Origin of the sequence: Pseudoalteromonas sp. T1lg24, from assembly GCF_002964745.1 — a bacterium.
Classification (GTDB): Bacteria; Pseudomonadota; Gammaproteobacteria; order Enterobacterales; family Alteromonadaceae; genus Pseudoalteromonas; species Pseudoalteromonas spongiae.
The window spans coordinates 286,676-300,149 of sequence record NZ_PQCB01000033.1 but is presented as its reverse complement, the minus strand read 5'-3'; the positions used below and the strand labels follow the sequence as shown (position 1 = coordinate 300,149).

The window sequence follows — 13,474 nt, the reverse complement described above, 5'->3', positions numbered from 1 at the left end:
AGAATACAAGTAACCTAAACAAAGAATAAATAGTTAAGTTTTGATTTATCAAATACTTACACCAAAGTTAACGAGGTGCTTTTATCATTTTTAAGCGTCATTATTTACGTTTAAATATCGACAATTTACAACTAACGTTTAATTGCGTTTTAAGCCTTACGCTTTCCTAGTATAAAGTTGCTAATTTACCTCAATATGAAAAGAATTTTAGTACCCGTTTTAATTACATATTGTTATAACTTATTGTTTTACTTGCGGTGTAAAATCACATAATCTGGAGATGGCATTCTTATGACAATTAACTAAAGGACGTTATAAGTGACAAGGACGAAATCTCAAGTTTACTTACAAGTTGCCGCTAATGCGCAACAACAAAACACAACGGAAATTCTACTTAAAGTACTCGAAACATTGTGCTTAAACGTAAAAGTAGAGTCGTTTTTTCCAGCAATAATCGATTCATCGGACAGTGCAGAACTGTATTTAATTTGCGCTAAAGATGCGCCGTGGAATGATATGTTGCCCAGCGCACTTATTAATCTGGCGCGTCATCATAAAGTAGTGATTTATGACGCGCATAAAGATAATATTTGCGAACAATTACTACTGCTCGCTAATGTTAAAGGTGTTTTTTACCAAAACGATACACCCGATGTATTGTTTAAAGGCGTACAAAAAGTACTGAACAGCGAGTTGTGGTTTCAACGTGGTGCAATTTGTGATGCATTTTCAAATCTGTTGGCGCTACAGTTACAACGGCAAGATAGCAGCGGGCATAACGAAGCGTTAGATAAGCTTACCAACCGCGAACGCACAATTATTCGCTTAGTGTCACAAGGCGCACAAAATAAAGACGTTGCTGAGCAGCTACATATTAGTGATCATACGGTCAAAACCCACCTTTACAGTGCGTTTCGTAAAACTAAAGCGCGAAACCGCATTGAATTGGTTAATTGGGCACAGCAGTTTTTGCCTTCGCTGGTTAAAAGCGGCATTGATATTAGTCACCAAAGTTAAATCCAAGAAATAGCGCTTTTGGATAGTTATGGCAATCGCTTAAGTGATTGACATTTAGCATAAAACGAGCAAAATCCGATGAACTAACAGCATCGGATTTTTTTATGCTCGTTTTTAGGGCAATACACCAACTTCATGATGTTAAAATTATTACTTGGAAACAAAAAAAGTGTTTAACGGAGGATAGATGAGGTTATTTAAACTAGCGATGACCGCTACAGGTGTTTTGTTACTGTCATCTATGCTTTTTTACAATAAGCATGGGATTGCATGCGAGGCAGCGCCGCTGCTTGGATTTGAGCAAATTGATGCGGAAATTTATGTCGATGCAACATTAAGTCAAACAGAACGAGGCGCACTGATCACCTTTGTTGATAAAGCGAAAGAAAGGGTTAGTGCAGCTTTTGGTGATATGAGTTCAAAACCTCGTTATATAGTGACAAAAAAGAGTGCTCAATTTGGCTTAGATCCAACAGGCATGGCCAGAAGTTCATTAACACGAGAGTGTGTTTTTATTGGTCCTAAAGGCATCAATGTCGATGTAATTGCCCATGAAACATCTCATGCAGAAGTGTTTTATCGCGCAAATTTTATAACTCAAACGTTCAAAATCAAACCATGGTTGCTAGAGGGGGCTGGCACATACGTTGATTACAGAGCCGCCCTAAAGTTAAAAAATATTACGCTCGATAAAGCTGTAGTAGAAAAAGTAACAATGTTGTCCGATTTTTCGCCAAGTGACACAAGGGCTTATCAAGCATCACAAGTTGCATTTGAGAGCATAGACCCTAAAACGTTTTATAAAGGCATCGAGCGGTTAAACGAAGGTGAAAGTTTCGAATCGGTTTTTGGTTATTCCAACTAGCGCGTATTTAGGTCAAGTCAAAAAGTAATCATGCCAACTTTTTACCGTGTTTAAGTCGGCATGATACGTGTTAATTTTCGCTTCGCGTAATTAGGTTGACTTTAAATTGATAATCACACGTCTGTCGAAAAATAAACCTTCGTTATCTGCTGTGTCGTACTGCGCATCATCATCACCGCGGGCCATAATACTTACACGCTCTTTGGCAATGCCGTTAGTAATGAGGTAGTTGGCGATGGCGTTTGAACGAGCAAGCGAGAGCGCATGATTACTCTGGTCGTCACCACGTTTGTCGGCGTAACCAAATAGTTCAACGTGAGCAGATTTTTGCTGTGATAATAACGCTAATACCTGTTCTAATTGGGTATTATATAGCGGCTCGATTTCAGCGGTTGCCGTTCTAAATTGCACCATAAATGAAATGCTTGGTGCGACGTTACGTTTTGCACTTTGTGCTTTTTGCTGTTTTGCTTTTAACGCGGCAAGTTGCAGCTGTTTTTGCTGACGGGCTTTAGCAAGGGCAATGCTTTGCTGTTTAGTAGTCCACACCCCTTTATCAATACCTTTATGCACCAATTCAGAGAGTGCTTTTTCAATCGCCTGTTTGACACAAATATGCATTGGTTCGTTTTCACTGAAGCCTGCTTCCGCTTCGGCTAAACGTTTGTAGCTTACATAACGGAAAAAGCCTGCACGCATTTCTACGCTGAGTACCTTTTTGGTGGTTGCAACGGAAAGCAACACTTGCCCGGTACGTACATCAACCGCGCGCAGGTAAATTGAAATAATGTCTTCGCGATATAACTCAGATGCACCAATACCAAAATATTCGGCACCTAAACCACCGGTTTTTACGTTTGAGTCATAGCTAATCACACCGCCTTCAAGAATAATTTTTGCTGTGGTAAGTGGCGGTAATTGTGCAGCTTCATCTTCTTTGTTAGATAGCGCTGCACGCACAATTTTTCGTTCGGTGAGAATGTTTTGCAGGCCCTCACGCTCAACCGGAATAAACCAGTCTGACTCGTGCAGTGCTTGCACTAAAATCGAGTTCGCCCCTTGCGTTACTGCAGTAGAAAATGAACTGACATTGGTTTGCGGTTTGTATTGTCCGGTTTGGTCGCGAAAAGAATAAACCGATACGGGAATGCTGCCCGCAGGCGCGGGAAGACCACTCAGTTCACTAAAAGTTTTTGTTTGAGCAAGCTGCTGTGCCACCTCAAGTTCGGGTGGTAAGGTTTTTTTGATGGTGCTGCAACCGGCTAATAACACCAACACAATACTAATAAATACACGCCAAATCATTCGCCAAACCTCGGTACTTCAACAACCACAACTTCGCCCGTAACCATATTGGTAATTTGCACCGTGATGGTGTCGCTACCACTGGTTAAGATTTGAATTTCATAGTCACCGCTGGTGAAAATGGAGTCTTGATTGAACATGCTGTCTTCTACACCTTCACCAAACGCGAGATCGGTGATTTCACGTACCATGCGGTTAATATAAGAACGCTCTAATGATTCTTGAAATTTTTCGGCGTAGGTTTTTTCGTTGATGGGCGCACGGTGTTTGTTTTGTGATTGTGCTTTGTTCAGCAGCATTGCGCCGTTGAGCGGGCTGCCACCAAAACTTGGATTAACCGGCGTATACACTAACTCGGTGCTGACAACACAGGTTGAAAATACCAATAAAACGCTGCTTACTATTATTTTATTTATCATTTTTATGGTTACCATCCACTGCTTGCTAAGTCTTCACTTTGCTCAGAAAACTTAGACTTGGCGATTGCGTCAATTGTCGCGAAAATCGCTTGTTCTACTTTATCTTTTACTGGCTCGATACGACGACCCATGTAAGTGGCATAAATTGCTTTGCTATTAACTTCAACAAACAATTTAGTACCAGCACGCGGTACAACTGCTTCTTTTATTACGACATTAATGCCAGTAGTGCTTGGCATGTCTTGCCATAACAAACTGTACGAGTGGTAAAACTCTTTACCCGAGCGACTTAATGTTCTGTCGAGTAGCAGGCCACTAATTTCAATATCTTCGCCATTTGCTTGCGGGCTAAACGAGGCGCCTAAAAGCGTTAGCGTTATGATTAGTTTTATAATTGAGTGCATTAGAAAAGGGCCGCGAGCGGCCCAACCATTTTGTTACTGCTGAATAATCGTAGCAGTATTGTAATCACCCGTTTGGGTTACAGTTACGCTACCTGATGCACTGTAAATACCACCATCCACTAAGTTGCCATCGCCAACTTGTGATATTGATAGTTCAACATCAGAGCCTTGCACTACAAATCCGCCGGTACCCATACCGCCAATCATGTTGTAGTTACCTGTTTGCGCGATATTAAGCGTGTTGCCACTGCCTTCAATTAGTAGATCAAGCGAGTTAATTTCGCCGTTTTGGGCAATATCAAGCGTGTTGTCATTGCTGTCTACCGCTGTGCTAAATGTCACCGCTGATTCGTTTTGATTACCTAGCTGCTGCACGTTAATGTCGTTGTTGTAGCTAGTAAGTGATTGATCAGGGTAAGACGATTGAACATAGCTGCTATTTTCGTTACCCACTTGCGTGATGTTAACGTCATTATCGCTACCATTAAAATGTGCTAGGTGACTTGCGTTAGCGTCACCGTCTTGGTGTACGATTAGTTCGTTGTTATCGCCAATTGCGCCAACATACGAGCTATTGTCATTGCCAAGTTGTGTTACTTGGAAATCATTGTTGTCACCAACAATGTCACTGCTTGATTCGTTGCCGTCACCATTTTGCTCAACGATTAATTCGTTATCAGAGCCAATAATGTAAGTGCTATCAAACTTGTTGCCTGTGCCTTCTTGGTCGATTGAAACAGTGTTATCTGAACCTTCAACAATGGCTGCTGTGAAATCATTCTCAGCACCTTCTTGTACAATGCTGATGTCGTTATCGTCGCCAGTAACTGAGCCAATTGCAACGCGCTGTACATCGCCTTGTTGATTTACGCTTAGCTCGTTATTGTGGCCAACCAATTCTTGAACGCCAAGCACGTTCCAAAAGCCAGATTGTTCAACTTCAATATCGTTTACATCGCCTTGCACGCTTTCTAGGTTTGTTTCATTCCACACGCCCGACTGATTAATGTAAACCGTATTGTCGTTGCCTTCCATTGCTTGGTTATAAGCCCAATGACCGCCGTCACCTTGCTCAATTGTGATATCGTTATTATCACCTGTCACAATGTTTACCGCTTCATTAGAAATACCAAAAAAGCCTGCGCCAGACTGATTTACCGTAATTTGGTTTGCGTCACCTGTTAGCTCAGTTAGCGCAATGTGTGATGAACCATTTTGGTCGTACGATTCAAGGTTGTCGTTACCTTGTGTGTTTAATAGCAAGATATTAGAAGTGCCCACCTGCGTGGTTTGCGTGCTGTTCGCGCTCCTTGCGTTTCAGTTTTAAGGTAGTTTAAATCGCCTTCTTGCAGTGCAACCAAATCGTTACCAAATGCAGCACCGGTTTCAGATGTTTGGTTTACAACCATAGTGTTTGCGACATTTTGCACAGTGTTATTTGCTTTAACCGATTTACTGTCGTCTTTTGTACTTGCCATTGCCGAAGTAGAGCCAACAGCCAGTGCTACAGCTAAGGCTAATAAAGATTTATTCTTATTCACGGAGTATCTCCTGTAAAATTATTGCTTGTAAAACGTCACATTCACTTCAATACCGTTACCTATTTGCTGAACTGTAAAGGTTTGTTCGCCAGCTTGAGAGATATTGGCGGTATTGCCGTCGCCTTGTTGCAGTATGTGTGCTTGGTTGTTATTTCCTTGTTGTAACAGGTTTACAACGTTATTTGCGCCATACTGAAACAACGCAGCTTCGTTGTTAGTACCGTATTGGGTAACATGTGCTTGATTGGACGTTTCGTTTATTTGATTAACTGTTGCTTTGTTTAAAATCCCGTACTGAGTGATAACCACTTGATGCTGTTGCGCACCTACTCGGTATTGCAGGGAAGTATTTAGACTGAGAGAAAGAGGAGATTCTTGTAGGTCCTTCGCTAATGCTAAGTGAGAATTACTAAGCGCCGCTAAGTAAAATACAGAGGTGCGCAAAACCGTACCTAACGATTTGCATATACCAGATTGAGTTTTACAGAGTTTTGCTTTCATCACAGAATTTTAGAGTAAGAACACGACAGCGATTAAATTACTATTTTTACGAAAGCGAGCGCTATCAGCCAAATTTGTGCTTCTTGAATTTCAGCTAATAAACAATAGCTTATGTTGTTTTTTACGGTGGCGTTAAATATTTGTGAAAGGCTAGCTACCAAAAAAGTGCTAGTCATAAAACAGTCATATTCAATTGATTAAAAATAGCTGAAAGAAATTAATTCCAATAAAAATCAGCTTGTTAAAGGTTTTGTTGATTTTTATTTATATTATCGCTTGCGCCTTTGTTGGGAACTGTGTTTGATAAAAAGGTTGCTTATAAATTTAGATTGATGAGTTGTTGAGATAGGTGCTCGATTGTCGAGCGTACATTTTATAAAAATGGAATTTCAATAATGAAAGCGAAACTTTCTGCAATTTCACTTGCTTTGCTTCCTTTGGTGGCAAGCGCATCAGCAACGACGACACCAGCGGTTAAAAGCGCTGATGGTTACAAAAATAATTCAGTTATTGTTGTGTACAAACAACATGCTCGCGCAGCAGATAAAGCAGCTGCACGTAAGCTTGTAGCTGCGACTATCTCAGATGCAAACCTTGATGAAATAGATGACCGTTATAACCACATTCTTAAAGGTCGTATGGCGCAATACACGTTGAACGATAACGATGTAAAAGGCGCAATATCAAAACTGCAAAACCACCCAGCGGTAGAGTATGTAGAGCCTGATCATATTGTGTCGATTAATGCACAACCTGATGATCCACAATTCAGTGATTTATGGGGCCTTCACAACACAGGTCAAACCGGTGGCACCAATGATGCCGATATTGATGCGCCAGAAGCGTGGGATATCTCAACCGGTAGTCGCGATGTTGTTGTGGGCATTATCGATACGGGTGTTGACCATACACATGAAGACATTCAAGCAAATGCGTGGGTTAACCCAAATGAAATCGCAGGCGATGGCATTGATAACGATGGCAATGGCTACATTGACGATATTCACGGTATTAATGCAATTACCGATGTGGGTGACCCAATGGATGACCAAGGTCACGGTACCCACGTTGCCGGTACAATTGGTGCAACGGGTAACAATAGCCAAGGTGTGGTGGGTGTTAACCACACTGTCTCTATGGTTGGTTGTAAGTTCTTATCAGCACAAGGCACGGGTTCAACTTCAGATGCAATTAAATGTATCAACTACATGGTTGGCTTAAAAAATGCTGGTGTCGATATCAAGGTACTAAACAACAGCTGGGGTGGCGGTGGCTTTAGCCAAGCGCTATCTGACGCGATCACTGCATCTGAACAAGCTGATATATTATTTGTTGCCGCGGCAGGTAACGACGCGGTAGATAACGACGCAAACCCTCATTACCCTTCGAGTTACGAGCATGACAGCGTATTAGCTGTAGCAAGTACTGATCACACAGACAATATGTCGAATTTCTCACAATGGGGTTTAACAAGCGTTGATATGGGTGCACCAGGTTCAAGTATTTTGTCTACTGTGCCAGGCAATGGCTATGCAACTTACTCGGGTACGTCAATGGCAACACCACATGTTGCAGGTGCTGCAGCATTAGTATTATCGTTAAACCCAACGCTGAGCGCATTACAGTTAAAAGAGTTATTAATGAACTCAGGTGATGCAAACGCGGCACTGCAAGGTAAAACGGTTGCTGGTACACGACTAAACGTATACAGCGCACTTGAACAGTCTAATCCAGAGCCTGGATTTAGATTGATCACCAGCCCAACATCACAAACAGTAACAGCAGGTCAAACAGCAACGTATGAGTTTGAAATTGCGTCTGTTGCGAATTGGGATGACGTAGTAACACTTACTTTAGACTCATCAATTGCTGGTGCAGCACTGTCAACTGACACTGCAACACCGCGTCAGATTGTTACGCTAACTGTACCTACTGCCGCTGATACGCAGTGGGGTGATTATAGTTTCACGGTAACAGGTCAAAGTGGCGCGTTAGAGAAATCAAGTACAGTTGGTTTATATGTTAACCCACAAGGGCTCGCTGATTTCACTTACGACAACAGCGACGCAGTATCAATTCCAGACAATGACCCAGCGGGTGTATCGTCTGTCATTACTGTGCCAGATGAAATCACCATCTTTAACACACTCGCGACGGTTAATATTACTCACACCTACATTGGTGATTTAATTGTTACTCTTACTTCACCGACAGGCACTGTGACAACACTGCACAATAAATCGGGCGGTTCGAGTGACAATATTAACCAAACGTATGAAGCAGTTATTTTCAATGGTGAAAATGCAGCTGGCGATTGGACCCTACATGTTGAAGATACCTACAGCGCAGACACAGGCTCATTAGACAGCTGGTCATTAACCTTCAGTGCAATTGGCGATGTTGCGCCAGTAGCACCGGTTGCTGATTTTACCTTTGAGCGTGATGGCTACAATGTGATGTTCACTAACGCAAGTAGTGATCGCAATAATGATATTGTGTCGTATCTGTGGGACTTCGGTGATGGCAATACATCAACTGAAGCAAACCCAGTTCATGCGTATGCGGCGGCGGGCAATTATAGCGTGTCGTTAACCACAACTGATGCAGAAGGCTTAAGTGATACTGCGAGTAAAGATGTTCAGATCTCAGACGCCAACATCGTAGTTGATGTGAAACGTGCAAACTTATCGCGCACAGGCTTTATGCGCGTTGAGTTATTAATCGATGGCGCAACCGAAGGTACTGTCGACGTTTACCGTAATGGTGAATTGTATGAAACGGTAGAAAATGTGGGCGTTTATCGTGACTTCAGCCGTGGCGTAACTGAAACAAACTTTACCTATAAAGTTTGTCAGGCTGGCGATGTTTGCTCAAATGAAGTAACGGTTAATTTCAATTAATCAATTGTGATTTAATAACCTAACCGATAAGAGTTATCGTACGCTTTATGTTAAAGCAAGTGCGGTAACTCTTTTTTATTTGAACTTGAGGATGTTTATTAAAACTTAATACGTTTTGCCTGCCAAAAAGCGTTTCGCCAATAGCTATTTTTTAACGACGACACAATAACGCCTTGACTGGTCGAGGCATGTAAAAACTGATTATCCTCAATATAAATACCAACATGATAAGTACGAATACCTGTTTTAAAAAACACTAAATCGCCCGCTTGTAACTCTGTTTTGCTCACTTTGTTGCCAAATTCAGCCTGTTTAAGGGTAGTGCGCGGTAATAAAAAGCCAAAACGGTCAATATAGGTCGTTTGCACGAACGCCGAACAATCAATGCCTTTTTTTGATGTACCACCCAGTTTGTATGGCACGCCCCGCCAAGCATCTAGCTGTTGATAAAGCGCATTCGCCACAGAGTTATTACTTGATACGTTTACTTTGTTGTTAGGTACTGGTGTTGTAGCGTTTGAGGGGGATTTTGCACAGGCAACGAGCCCTAAACAAAGTGTTAGGCAAAGTAATGGGGCGGTATTTTGGCGTAACAGCATACTGATGCAATATCCTTTTGTAATGCGCTGATTTACTCTAAGTGCTTTGGCTTTATGTTGTTACATGATTTACGTTGATAATCAATAGCGCGACCAAAAGTATCAAATTCGAAATGGCAACATTCGTCAAACAGTTCTCTAAGGGCTTTTCGACTTGTTTGTACACGCGATTTTAACGTGGAGTAGTGAATTCCCATGTGTTCTGCTAATACTTTTTGTTGGGCATTTTCTAAATCAACCGCGATAAGCAACGCGCGCTGTGGTTCAGGTAAGCGTTGAATAAATGGCGTTAAACAATCGATTAAATCTTGTTGTACTGACTCTTCGTTATCAGAAGTAATAAGCGATTCTGGTATTTCATGTTGTTTTCCGCGGGCACGATAAAAATCAATAATTGTGTTGTTAGCGATTTGAAAAAGCCACGACTTGAGTTTGCTAATATCATTTAGCAAATGCAGGTTTTTATGGGTTTTAATAAAAATTTCTTGCATTAAATCTTCTACATCAGCGCTGTTCGCCACCTTCTTTTTTAAAAAGCGCGTTAATGCGTGCTGATATTCAAGCCATACTTCTTCAATATTCACGACAGTTACTACCATTTTTATCATTACTACAAAGTGTGACAAATAAGACGTTATTTTTCATATAAAGACGAAGTTTATTTCGTCTTTTTTAACAGCCAAGCGTCTTACTGTGTGTAAATTAATTGAATTAGGTAGTAATTATGTCTTTTTTACAAAACGAAACATTCACCTTAACACCTGAAAATAAAGAGATGAGCACACATAAACCAAAGGTTTTAATGCTTTACGGTTCGTTAAGAGAAAATTCGTACAGTAAGTTCGCTACACTAGAAGCGGCTCGTATACTTGAATATATGGGGGCAAATGTCAGAGTGTTTGACCCCGCCGGCTTACCGGTATTTGATAACAACGCGTCGGCCGAACATGCGAAAGTGCAAGAACTGCGCGAACTCGCGTTATGGTCTGAAGCGCAGGTTTGGTGCTCTCCAGAAATTCACGGCAATATGTCTGCGGTATTTAAAAACCAGATTGATTGGTTACCTTTGTCATCTGGTGCACGTAGGCCAACACAGGGAAAAACACTTGCACTAATACAAGTGACAGGCGGTTCGCAAAGCTTTAATGCCCTCAATAATATGCGCGTGTTAGGGCGTTGGATGCGCATGTTTACAATTGCTAATCAATCGTCGATTGCAAAAGCTTACCAAGAATTTGATAGTCATGGCGTGATGAACCCTTCGAGCTTTCGCGACCGTATTGTTGATGTCATGGAAGAGCTAATGCGATTTACTTTTTTACTGCGGGATCATGATGGATTATTGCTAGACCGTTACAGTGAACGAAAGGCCAGCAAACAAAATGTCGATGAGTTAAATCAACAACTAAAAACGCATATTCTCTCGCCAAGGTGATAGAGCGTTCGGTAATTACTCATTCGAACGGTGTAAAGCTCACAATATAGTGAGCTTTACACTTATTGTTTAGAAAAAATTTAATGAAATTTTCAATAAAATTAACCACTTTATATTGGTTTAACCTATTGACTCTAAAAGTGCCGCTTTTAGAATGCTCGCAGCTTAATAATATGGAAAAATTTAATGAAAAAATTCGCATGGTTTTTCGCACTTGTTGCGTTAATGTTTTCTTTTTCGTTTGATGCTGAAGCACGTAAAAAGTTTGGCAGCAAAAGCAAAGGCACAACCAAACAAACCACAACAACGCAACAAAAACAGCAAGTTGATACAAATAACCCAACGCTTCCCGCTAAAAAGTCTTCTAAAAAAGGCTTAATGGGTGGCATTTTAGGTGGTTTACTTGCCGGTGGCTTAATTGCAGCAATGCTAGGTGGCGATTTTGAAGGTTTCCAATTTATGGACTTCATTATTATTGCGCTGGTTGCGTTTGTATTATTTAAGTTGTTTAAAGCATTTATGATGAAAAAGGTGCAAAGCCAACCGCAGTTTGCAGGCGTACCGCCAATGCAACAAGCTCCTTCGTCACAGACTGCGCCGCAACAGTTTAGCAATCAAGGCTTTGCACAACAAAGCCAATCGGTACCTATGAATTTACCGATTAATTTTGACTTAAACGGCTTCTTGCAAGGAGCTCGTGAGCACTACCATACGTTACAAAAAGCATGGAATGATAACGACTTTACGGTGATTTCTGAGTACGTAAGTGAGCAACTGTTAGCTGAACTAAAACAAGAGCGAGCAGAGGTTGAAGAGGTAGCGACTGAAGTTATGTTTATCGATGCAGAACTGGCACGCGCTGATACATCACCTATGTTATGGGAAATCAGTGTACGTTTTCGTGGTAAATACCGCGATTTAGGCGATAAGCAAGAAGAACCAATTGATGAAATTTGGCACCTAGAGCGCAGCTTGTCACAGCAAGATGCACCTTGGGTTATCGTAGGCATTGAAGATAACGCCGCGTAATTTGCTGAACAATTTAAGACTGAAAAGCAGCCAAATGGCTGCTTTTTTATGTTTATTAAGACTGACTTTTTAACAGTATAGATAAATGTTGTTGTAGCTCTGTTGGGCTATCTGGGGTATGCAAAAAACCACCTAATTTTGCGCCAGATAATTCTTGCCTAATATCATATTTTAGCGCGTTTAAGCGTGGTACCACGTTGTCGCCTTCAACAAAGTACATGTCCAAATCCATCAAAAATGGTACGCGTAGCGACATAGTAATGCGCGCCATCAAATTGGGGTAAAGTGCCATTAAATCCGAAAAGGTGAGTTGAATTTTCTGTTTACCGATTATTTTAAAGCCCGCGGCTTTAATTTTATTGCGAATAAAGTGGTGTTTACCAAACAGGTAGGTTTCGGGTTTTAGTAAGTAAAACGAGACACATTTATTCTTAATGAGTTTTCTCATACGCACACTCCCTTACTTCAAATTATTGGCCGTGTTAAGGTTTTAAATTATTTGGCCAATATGCTTACTATAGAAGCAAAAGCACATTGCTAACAAATTGTTTTGTGTAAATGATTATTACCTCACCGCTTTTTAGCAAAGGTAAAGTACGCTTTTTACAATTCTCGATTAATTTAGTGCTTTGCTATTGAGCGTATACGGTCAATTTTCTACAATGGCGCAAATTAAATACGTAATAAAGAAATAATTATGAACGATAAAACAGATTTACCAGCATTACCGGATCGTCTTTCAATTAACCCGCGCAGCAAATTCTACTCTGAAGAAGTGTTAAAGCTGGATATTGGTATTCGTTTCAACGGTAAAGAGCGCTCTGACGTTGAAGAGTATTGCATCAGTGAAGGTTGGATTAAAACTGCTGCGCCAAAAGCGTTAGATCGTTACGGCCAACCTATGCTTATTAAATCAAAAGGCACGGTTGAAGCGTTCTACCGTTAAGCTAAAAAGTGCACCTTTTTAGGTGCACTTTTCCATTAGCTGTCAATCGCTTATTGATTTTGAATTACTGCGCTTTTCGACAAAGCTTAAACTCAGGTTGTTTAGTAAGCGCAATGCTTACAGCCATTACCACAGCAATAACCGCGTTTTAAATGCGCCCATTTCGTCATCACACGATAACCGTCTTCATTTAAATAATAATCTAACTTTTCAACGGGAAACTGGTTTTGATATTGCGCAGCAAGCGTAATTAATTCGCTATTTGATTTCGTTTCGTAAAGACGCGATAGTTCATCGTTAATTTTATCGATTAAACATGCTTTACATAAACAGTTGGTATCTTTAGTGGCTGGTAAAATATTGGGAAGCGAAAAACACCAACAACTGCCTTGTTGGCTTTCGCATTTGAATGGGGCTTGGCAAGAAATACAGTTCATAATTTGGCGCAAAAAAGCGTTAGCATAAGTAAAATACTACACTAACGCAAATTTCAATTAGCGGCGTTTGCCCCTT

General features: G+C 40.9%; 16 protein-coding genes and 1 pseudogene. 6 read left to right on the top strand and 11 right to left on the bottom strand.

What is annotated here, in order from left to right:
• Nucleotides 1-318 precede the first annotated feature (318 nt).
• Together C2M30_RS13660 and C2M30_RS13655 are read left to right on the top strand one after the other, a co-directional pair.
• Nucleotides 319-1,017 (top strand): helix-turn-helix transcriptional regulator, encoded by a 699-nt coding sequence (locus C2M30_RS13660; RefSeq protein ID WP_105172023.1) that lies wholly within the window; start codon nt 319-321, stop codon nt 1,015-1,017.
• Between the two features lie 187 nt (nt 1,018-1,204).
• On the top strand, nt 1,205-1,882 hold the full coding sequence (locus C2M30_RS13655) for a hypothetical protein (protein ID WP_105172022.1): 678 nt from the start codon (nt 1,205-1,207) through the stop codon (nt 1,880-1,882).
• Between the two features lie 90 nt (nt 1,883-1,972).
• Here the strand turns inward: C2M30_RS13655 and C2M30_RS21780 are convergent, their stop codons facing one another.
• From C2M30_RS21780 to C2M30_RS13630, 7 genes and pseudogenes are all read right to left on the bottom strand, one after another.
• Nucleotides 1,973-2,296: an OmpA family protein gene (locus C2M30_RS21780; protein ID WP_234004792.1), complete on the bottom strand. Its 324-nt coding sequence runs from the start codon at nt 2,294-2,296 to the stop codon at nt 1,973-1,975.
• 120 nt (nt 2,297-2,416) lie between these two features.
• Nucleotides 2,417-3,187: pseudogene (locus C2M30_RS21775) on the bottom strand (CsgG/HfaB family protein); the annotation flags it as partial.
• Nucleotides 3,184-3,606: a curli assembly protein CsgF gene (locus tag C2M30_RS13645; RefSeq protein ID WP_234004738.1), complete on the bottom strand. Its 423-nt coding sequence runs from the start codon at nt 3,604-3,606 to the stop codon at nt 3,184-3,186. The pseudogene C2M30_RS21775 and the gene C2M30_RS13645, both read right to left, overlap by 4 nt.
• Nucleotides 3,607-3,614: 8 nt before the next feature.
• On the bottom strand, nt 3,615-4,010 hold the full coding sequence (locus C2M30_RS13640) for a CsgE family curli-type amyloid fiber assembly protein (protein WP_010559511.1): 396 nt from the start codon (nt 4,008-4,010) through the stop codon (nt 3,615-3,617).
• A gap of 33 nt (nt 4,011-4,043) precedes the next feature.
• Nucleotides 4,044-5,273, bottom strand: coding sequence for a curlin (locus C2M30_RS13635; RefSeq protein ID WP_234004737.1), 1,230 nt, complete (start codon nt 5,271-5,273; stop codon nt 4,044-4,046).
• Entirely contained in the window at nt 5,264-5,551 is a 288-nt protein-coding gene (locus C2M30_RS21770; RefSeq protein WP_234004736.1) for a hypothetical protein, read from the bottom strand. The genes C2M30_RS13635 and C2M30_RS21770 overlap by 10 nt, the downstream gene beginning before the upstream one ends.
• Nucleotides 5,552-5,569: 18 nt before the next feature.
• On the bottom strand, nt 5,570-5,995 hold the full coding sequence (locus C2M30_RS13630; RefSeq protein ID WP_233430573.1) for a curlin subunit CsgB: 426 nt from the start codon (nt 5,993-5,995) through the stop codon (nt 5,570-5,572).
• Between the two features lie 452 nt (nt 5,996-6,447).
• On the opposite strand from C2M30_RS13630, the gene C2M30_RS13625 reads away from it, so the two are divergent.
• Complete coding sequence (locus C2M30_RS13625; RefSeq protein ID WP_105172018.1) at nt 6,448-8,952, top strand: S8 family serine peptidase; 2,505 nt, start codon at nt 6,448-6,450, stop codon at nt 8,950-8,952.
• Nucleotides 8,953-9,050: 98 nt separating this feature from the next.
• Here C2M30_RS13625 and C2M30_RS13620 read toward each other — a convergent pair whose 3' ends face one another.
• On the bottom strand, nt 9,051-9,551 hold the full coding sequence (locus tag C2M30_RS13620; protein ID WP_105172017.1) for an NlpC/P60 family protein: 501 nt from the start codon (nt 9,549-9,551) through the stop codon (nt 9,051-9,053).
• 32 nt (nt 9,552-9,583) lie between these two features.
• A complete protein-coding gene (gene sigZ / locus C2M30_RS13615; RefSeq protein ID WP_105172016.1) occupies nt 9,584-10,150 on the bottom strand; it encodes an RNA polymerase sigma factor SigZ in 567 nt (188 codons plus the stop codon).
• A 125-nt stretch (nt 10,151-10,275) separates the two neighbouring features.
• On the opposite strand from sigZ, the gene arsH reads away from it, so the two are divergent.
• On the top strand, nt 10,276-10,986 hold the full coding sequence (gene arsH / locus C2M30_RS13610; RefSeq protein ID WP_105172015.1) for an arsenical resistance protein ArsH: 711 nt from the start codon (nt 10,276-10,278) through the stop codon (nt 10,984-10,986).
• Nucleotides 10,987-11,172: 186 nt separating this feature from the next.
• On the top strand, nt 11,173-12,015 hold the full coding sequence (locus C2M30_RS13605) for a Tim44 domain-containing protein (protein ID WP_105172014.1): 843 nt from the start codon (nt 11,173-11,175) through the stop codon (nt 12,013-12,015).
• A 55-nt stretch (nt 12,016-12,070) separates the two neighbouring features.
• On the opposite strand, the gene C2M30_RS13600 is transcribed toward C2M30_RS13605, so the two are convergent.
• Nucleotides 12,071-12,463, bottom strand: coding sequence for a hypothetical protein (locus C2M30_RS13600; protein WP_105172013.1), 393 nt, complete (start codon nt 12,461-12,463; stop codon nt 12,071-12,073).
• 249 nt (nt 12,464-12,712) lie between these two features.
• On the opposite strand from C2M30_RS13600, the gene C2M30_RS13595 reads away from it, so the two are divergent.
• Complete coding sequence (locus C2M30_RS13595) at nt 12,713-12,961, top strand: DUF3297 family protein (RefSeq protein WP_010559502.1); 249 nt, start codon at nt 12,713-12,715, stop codon at nt 12,959-12,961.
• A gap of 101 nt (nt 12,962-13,062) precedes the next feature.
• On the opposite strand, the gene C2M30_RS13590 is transcribed toward C2M30_RS13595, so the two are convergent.
• Nucleotides 13,063-13,398 (bottom strand): DUF5522 domain-containing protein, encoded by a 336-nt coding sequence (locus C2M30_RS13590; RefSeq protein ID WP_105172012.1) that lies wholly within the window; start codon nt 13,396-13,398, stop codon nt 13,063-13,065.
• Nucleotides 13,399-13,474: the final 76 nt, after the last annotated feature.